Origin of the sequence: Pelomonas sp. KK5 (genome assembly GCF_001984095.1) — a bacterium.
Classification (GTDB): domain Bacteria; phylum Pseudomonadota; class Gammaproteobacteria; order Burkholderiales; family Burkholderiaceae_C; genus KK5.
In genome coordinates, this window is record NZ_LYVQ01000294.1 from 1 (window position 1) to 6,784 (window position 6,784).

General features: G+C 70.9%; 8 protein-coding genes and 1 pseudogene. All 9 read right to left on the reverse strand.

Translation table 11 applies throughout. From position 1 onward, the window contains the following. Positions 1–475, reverse strand: a 475-nt coding sequence (locus tag B0W88_RS28415; RefSeq protein WP_369973951.1) for a triphosphoribosyl-dephospho-CoA synthase, incomplete at its 3' end; no start/stop codon positions are given. Further along, entirely contained in the window at positions 472–1,095 is a 624-nt protein-coding gene (gene mdcG, locus B0W88_RS28420) for a malonate decarboxylase holo-[acyl-carrier-protein] synthase (RefSeq protein WP_077037918.1), read from the reverse strand. The genes B0W88_RS28415 and mdcG, both read right to left, overlap by 4 nt. After that, on the reverse strand, positions 1,095–1,796 hold the full coding sequence (locus B0W88_RS28425; protein WP_077037919.1) for a biotin-independent malonate decarboxylase subunit gamma: 702 nt from the start codon (positions 1,794–1,796) through the stop codon (positions 1,095–1,097). The genes mdcG and B0W88_RS28425 overlap by 1 nt, the downstream gene beginning before the upstream one ends. Then, entirely contained in the window at positions 1,793–2,566 is a 774-nt protein-coding gene (locus tag B0W88_RS28430) for a biotin-independent malonate decarboxylase subunit beta (protein WP_083749133.1), read from the reverse strand. Before B0W88_RS28430 ends, B0W88_RS28425 begins: the two co-directional genes overlap by 4 nt. Beyond that, complete coding sequence (mdcC, locus tag B0W88_RS28435; RefSeq protein ID WP_077037920.1) at positions 2,563–2,877, reverse strand: malonate decarboxylase acyl carrier protein; 315 nt, start codon at positions 2,875–2,877, stop codon at positions 2,563–2,565. Before mdcC ends, B0W88_RS28430 begins: the two co-directional genes overlap by 4 nt. 12 nt (positions 2,878–2,889) lie before the next feature. Then, positions 2,890–4,545: a malonate decarboxylase subunit alpha gene (gene mdcA / locus B0W88_RS28440; RefSeq protein ID WP_077037921.1), complete on the reverse strand. Its 1,656-nt coding sequence runs from the start codon at positions 4,543–4,545 to the stop codon at positions 2,890–2,892. Further along, positions 4,542–5,894 carry a TRAP transporter large permease gene (locus B0W88_RS28445; protein ID WP_077037922.1) on the reverse strand — a complete coding sequence of 451 codons (1,353 nt, stop codon included), beginning with the start codon at positions 5,892–5,894 and terminating at the stop codon, positions 4,542–4,544. Before B0W88_RS28445 ends, mdcA begins: the two co-directional genes overlap by 4 nt. Beyond that, on the reverse strand, positions 5,891–6,451 hold the full coding sequence (locus tag B0W88_RS28450) for a TRAP transporter small permease (RefSeq protein WP_077037923.1): 561 nt from the start codon (positions 6,449–6,451) through the stop codon (positions 5,891–5,893). Before B0W88_RS28450 ends, B0W88_RS28445 begins: the two co-directional genes overlap by 4 nt. Before the next feature lie 14 nt (positions 6,452–6,465). Continuing rightward, positions 6,466–6,784 (reverse strand): annotated as a pseudogene (locus tag B0W88_RS28455) (C4-dicarboxylate ABC transporter); the annotation flags it as partial.

Here is a 6,784-nt window from a genome sequence, read left to right on the forward strand (position 1 = left end):
GGCCGCCGGCCAGCGTCGGCGGGCGCGTGGCGCGGCGGGCCAGCGCCTCGCCCCAGTGCGCGACCAGCGTGGCGCGCAGTGCCTCGGCCTCGAGCGGCTGGCCGCCGGCGGCCAGCCGGCCGGCCGCCGCGCACAGCAGGCCCAGCGTGAAGATCGCGCCGCGGTGCGTGTTGATGCCGCCGGTGGCCGCCAGCATCCGCGCCTCGGCCTCGATGCCGCAGCGCTCCAGCGCCTCGAACGCGGCGCCCTCCGCGCCCAGCTCGGCGAAGCGCAGATAGCTGCGGCGCAGCGCGAACAGGCTGCGCATGAAGGTCGTGGCGTCCATGTCCGCATGGCTGCCGCGGCTGTCCGGCGTCACCAGGCCGGGCTTGGGCGACAGGGCCAGTTCGTCGTGCAGCGCCAGCGTGGCGGCGTGGCCGATCTGCCGCGGCGTGAGCGGGGGTGGCCACCGCAGGGCGAGCGCCATCCTCTTCATGCCGCCGCCTCCTCACGCTCGCGCAGCAGCGGTCCTTGCAAGGTCTTCAGCAGCAGCAGGCGATGCCGGCCCTCGGTCCAGTCGCGCCATTCGCGCCAGGCGGCGGCGTGCCCATCGGGGAAGGCCAGTTCGCCATCAAGCCGTGGCCCCTCGAAGGTTCGCAGCAGCTCGATGGCGCGGCCCGCCTCGGCCTCGTCGGCCACCATCAGCAGCAGGTCCAGGTCGGAGCGGGCGTGGACGTAGCGCAGGCCGGTCAGCTGCTGCCAGCCGTGGCTGCCGTAGACCCGCGCGCGGATGCCGGCCGCGGCCAGCGACGCCGCCAGTCCGCGCCAGGCCGGACGCGCCGCGAAGGCGGCGAGCGGCGGGAACTCGTCGCTGAACAGCACCTCGTCGGGCTCCACGCGCAGCACCAGCCGGCGCCGGCTCCAGGCCAAGGGCGCGGCGATGCCGGCGGCGATGCCCGGCGCATCGGTCTGCACGGTCACCACCACCGGCAGCCGCGCGCGGGCCCAGTGCGCCAGGCAGGCGCGGGCCTCGTCGTCCCACGGGCGCGCCAGCTGCCGGCGCCAGCCCGCATCGCTGAGGCGCAGCAACTGGTGGCGGTGCAGCGGTGGCGGCATCAGGAGGCATCCAGCACGCGCTGCATCACGGCGGCGGCCAGGTGCCGGCCACCGCGCTGGCGGCCTTCCTCGGCCCGGCGGTCCTCGCGCGGCGCGTCGGCCAGCGCCTCGCGCAAGGCGGCCGGCAGATCGCCCTGCCAGAGCCGGCGCACGCCGCCCATCGCCACGTAGTTGGCCACGCCCGGCGCGAACACCGGGTTGCTCTGCGACAGCTCGGCCAGCACCGCCTCGGGCAGCTTGGTGACCCGGGCCATCGCGGGCAGGCGCATCACGCGGATCTCGGCCTCCGGCAGCGCGTCGCAGGCGTCGGCGATCAGGCCGGAGGTGATGAAACCGCCAGAAAGCGCCTGCTCGTAGACCAGGCCCAGCACGCGATGGCCGCGCCGGCGCGCCAGGTCGAGGCACATGCCGAGATGGGCCATCGCGCGGTTGATGCCCAGCCGCTCGTCGCTGCGGCGCAGGCGCTGGCCCTGGGTGTCGACCAGCAGCAGGATCGGGCGGCCCGGATGGGCGGCCATGATGTCGAGGATCGAGCGGGCCTGGCGCAGCGCGAGGCGCACGCCGATCTCGGCATGGTTCGTCGTGCCGACGATCTCCAGCGGTTCACCGTCGAAAGTGACGCTGCCGCGCAGGAAGTCGCCGTCCTGCCCGATGCCGTGGCCAGGGCCGAACAGTGCGAGGGTCAGGTCTTGCCAGTTCATGCCGATGCCTCCTCGAGCAGGCGGGCGCTCAGCAGCGCGTGCTCCGCCTCCAGGCTGCCGATATCGAGCGGCCGCCGGGTGTCCAGGGCCGCGATCGCGGCATGGCGGAAGGCGGCGATCTCGTCTTCCACCAGCGCGTCGCAGTCGCCGCTGTGCATGCGGTGCTGGCCGCCGGTGGTGCGCCAGACCAGCGCCCGGTCGCGCGAATCGAACTCCTGCACGCCGTTCGAGGCCTCGATCACCTCGGGGCCGGACATCGCCAGCCGGCCCTGCTCGCTCATCGCGATCCAGTCGGCGCAGCGCGCGACGATGCCCATGCCGCCGAAGCAGCCGTTGGCGCCGCCGATCAGCACGATCACCGGGATGCCGGCGGCGCGCAGGTCCAGCAGCGCGCGCATCACCTCCGATACGGCGATCAGCCCGGCGTTGGCCTCATGCAGCCGCACGCCGCCGGACTCGGCCAGCAGCAGCACCGCATCGGGCCGGTCGCGCAGGGCGCGCCTGAGCAGCCCCACCAGCTTGGCCCCATGCACCTCGCCGACGCCACCGCCCATGAACTCGCCCTCCTGCGCGGCGACGAAGACCGGCCGGCCGGCCAGCGTGGCGCGGCCGATGGCCACGCCGTCGTCGAAGGCGCAGGGCACGCCCAGCTGGGCCAGGTGCGGGCTCATCAAGCGCTCGGCGGGCGGCAGCCACTCGTGGAAGCTGCCCTCGTCCAGCAACAGCTTCAGGCGCTGGCGGGCCGAGCATTCGAGATAGCTCGTCGTCATGGCTGCAGCTCCGCGACGGCCTGGTCCAGCCGCAGGCCGACCACGGCGGGCGTGGCGCCCATGTCGTGGATGGAGACCTGCACGCCGGCCAGCTCGTGGCGGCGGTGGAAGTCGCCGATCACCGCTTCCCAGATGGCGCCGAAGCCGCGCGCCGAGGTCTCCACGTGCACGCGGCAGCGCGGGCCGGCGGCGGGCTCGATCAGCACCTCCAGATTGCCGGAGCCGACGACGCCCACCAGCACCGGTGCGAAGCCGGCGGGCGGCACGCGCCGGCCGTCGAAGGCGTAGTCCAGGGTTTCAAGTCCTTGCATGGCGGCCCTTTCCTACCAGTTCCTGAAGCGCGCGGGCGGTTCGTAGCGCCCGCCGGACGCCCGCACCAGCTCGCGCATCGAACGGGCCGCCAGCAGATTGCGGGTGGCCTCGCGCGGATCGATGCCCAGGTCCGCCGGGCGGCGGATCACGCCCCGATCGCGCAGGTTCTCGACCATGCGCCGGTCCCGCGCCAGACCCACCGGCGTGTAGCCGGCCACGCCGCGGATCGCCTGCTCGCGCTCCTCGTCGCTGCGGCACAGCAGCAGGTTGGCGATGCCCTCCTCGGTCAGCACGTGCGTCACGTCCTCTCCGTAGATCATGATCGGCGGCAGGTCCATGCCGGCTTGCTCCTGCAGCGTCCAGGCATCGAGCCTGTCGACGAAGGCAGGCTGCATGTGCTCGCGGAAGGTCTCCACCATCTGCACGACCAGCTTCTGCCCGCGCGGCGTGCCCGCGGCGCCGCCACGGCCCGCGCGGGCCTGCTCGCCGGCCTTGAGCCAGGCGGGCGAGGCGTGCCGGCGGCCGCGGGCATCGGCGCCCATGTTCGGCGCGCCACCGAAGCCGGCGATGCGCCCCAGCGTGGCGGTGGAGCTGTTGCCCTGCAGGTCCATCTGCAGCGTGGAGCCGATGAACAGGTCGCAGGCATAGTGGCCGGCCGCCTGGCAGAAGGCGCGGTTGCTGCGCAGGCTGCCGTCGGCGCCGGTGAAGAACACATCGGCCCGCTCGCGGATGTAGCGCTCCATGCCCAGCTCGGAGCCGAAGGAATGGATGGACTCCACCCAGCCGGCCTCGATCGCCGGGATCAGCGCCGGGTGCGGGTTCAGCGCCCAGTGGCAGCAGATCTTGCCCTTGAGCCCCAGTTGCTCGCCGTAGGTCGGCAGCAGCAGCTCGATCGCCGCGGTGTCGAAGCCGATGCCGTGGTTCAGGCGCTGCACGCCGTACTCGGCATAGATGCCCTTGATCGCCATCATGGCCATCAGCACCTGGATCTCGCTGATCTGGGCCGGGTCGCGGGTGAACAGCGGCTCGATGAAATGCGGGCGCGGCGCGGGGATCACGTAGTCCACCCAGCCGGCCGGGATGTCCACGCGGGGCAGCGTGTCCAGTACCTCGTTGACCTGGGCGATGACGATGCCGCCGGAGAAGGCGGTGGCCTCGACGATGGCGGGCGTGTCCTCGGTGTTGGGGCCGGTGTAGAGATTGCCCTCGGCATCGGCGGCCTGGGCGCAGATCAGCGCCACCTGCGGGGTCAGGTCGACGAAATAGCGCGCGAACAGTTCGAGGTAGGTGTGGATCGCGCCGATCTCGATCTGCCCGGCCGATACCAGCTTCGCGAGCCGCGCGCCCTGCGGGCCGGAGAAGCTGAAGTCCAGCCGCTTGGCGATGCCGTTCTCGAACACGTCCAGGTGCTCGGGCAGCGCGAGCACCGACTGCACCATGTGCAGGCCGTGGACGCGCTCGGGGTTCAGGCCCACCAGCGTCTCGGCGAGGAAGTCGGCCTGCTTCTGGTTATTGCCTTCCAGGCAGACGCGGTCGCCCGGCTGCAGCAGCGCTTCGAGCAAGCTAACGGCCAGGTTCGACGGCACCTGCTTCCCGCCGCCGACCGCCTCGGCCGCGCGCTGCTTGCGCGCGGCACGGGCGGCGGCCTTGTCGCCCCAGGCCTTCATTTCGCCGGTCCCATGACAAGATCCGGCAAGGCGGTGGCAATGCCCGGGAACACGCAGATCAGCACGACGGCGAGCAGCATCAGGATCACGAAGGGCAGCACGCCCCAGATGATGTCGCTCAGCTCGATGTCCGGCGCGATGTTCTTGATGACGAAGATGTTCAAGCCCACCGGCGGGTGGATCAGGCCGGTCTCCATCACGATGGTCATCAGGATGCCGAACCAGATCAGGTCGAAGCCGGCGGCCTTCAGCGGCGGCAGGATGATCGGCGCGGTCATCAGGATGATGCTCACCGGCGGCAGGAAGAAGCCCAGCACGATCACCATCACCAGCACCGCCGCCAGCAGCACCCAGCGCGAGAGCTGCATGCCGACGATCCACTCGGCCGTGGCCTGGCTGATGTGCAGGTAGCTCATCACGTACGAGAACAGCAGCGACATGCCGATGATGAACATCAGCATCGTCGACTCCTTCAGCGTGGCCTGCAGGATCGGCGCCACGTCCTTCGGCCGCCAGACCTTGTAGATGATCGCCACCAGCGCCAGGGCCAGCACGGCGCCCAGGCCCGCTGTCTCCGAAGGCGTGGCGAAGCCGCCGTACAGCGCCACCATCACGCCGGTCAGCAGCAGCACGAAGGGCAGCACGCGCGGCAGCATCTCGAACTTCTGGCGGTGCGTGAAGGTCTCGCTGTCCAGCATGGCCGACGCCGTCCCGCCGCGCTCGTACGCATCGAGCGCCAGCGCATGCTCCTTGCGGTAGCGCACCACCGCATAGCCGGCGAACAGCACGACCAGCAGCACGCCCGGGAATATGCCGGCCAGGAACAGCCGGCCCAGCGACTGTTCGGCAGCGACGGCGTAGAGGATCATCGTGATCGACGGCGGCAGCAGGATGCCCAGAGTGCCGCCGGCGGCGATGATGCCGGCCGCGAAGCCAGGCGAGTAGCCGCGCTTTCGCATCTCCGGAATGCCGGCGCTGCCGATCGCCGAGCAGGTGGCCGGGCTGGAGCCCGCCATCGCGGCGAACAGGGCGCAGGCGAAGACGTTGGCGATGCCCAGGCCGCCGGGAATGCGGCCCATCCAGACGTGCATCGCCTGGTAGAGATCCTGGCCGGCGCGGGACTTGCCGATCGCCGCGCCCTTCAGGATGAACAACGGGATGGAGAGCAGCGTGATGCTGGCCATCTCCTCGTAGACGTTCTGCGTCACCGTGTCCAGCGCCGAAGCGGGCATGAAGACGGCCATGAAGAGCACCGCCACGCTGCCCAGCGCGAAGGAGATCGGCATGCCCGAGAACATGAACAGCAGCGTCGCGACGCCGAACAGCGAACCGATCATCAGCATGCTCATCGCTGGCCTCCATTGAGTCGAGCGGCAGCCTGCACGAACAACTGCAGCGCCAGCAGGCTCATGCCCAAAGACATCAAGCCGTAGGGAATCCACAGCGGCGGCGCCCAGGAGGACGAGGTGGTTTGCCCCTCCACCCAGGCCTCGTGGAACAGCGTCCACGACTTCCAGGCGAAGAAGGCGCAGAACAGCGTGGCGACGATGTCGACCAGCGCGAGGCGGATGCGATTCAGCGAGCGAGGCAGCAGCCCCGCCATCGCTTCGATGCCCACATGCCCGCGCAGCGACTGCACGAAGCCCCCGCACAGGAAGGTGGCGCCGACCAGACAAAACACTGCTGCCTCGTCCTGCCAGTCGGTGGAGGCCTGCGTGACGTAGCGCGAGACCACGCTGTAGGTCAGCACGCAGGAGGCCGCCAGCAGCGCGAGCATGCCGAAGGCGACCATCGCGCGGTTGACGGGCAGCAGCACGCGGGCCAGCGGCATCAGCCAGCGCGGCGTGGCAGGGTCGGGTGCCGCGGCGCTGGGCGGCGGCGGTGAGAGTTCGAAACCGTGGCTCATGGCTGGGCGCTCGTTCAAAGCAGCTTCTGCGCAGCCTTCAGCAGCGCGGCGCAGGACTCGTTCTTCTCCCCGAAGTCCTTCCAGGCCGTGTCGCGGGCGATCGCCTGCCACTTGCCCAGCACGGCGGAGTCCATGTCATAGACCTTGGCGCCGGCCTTCTGGTAGATCTCGGCGACAGCCCGGTCGTCGGCCTTGGCGGCATCGCGGGCGAAGGTCTCCATCTCGGCGCCGACCGCCATGATCACGTCCTGCTGCGCCTTGGGCAGCTTCGTGAACACCTCCTTGGAGATCATCAGCGGCTCCAGCATGAACCAGTAGGTCTTGTCGCGGCCG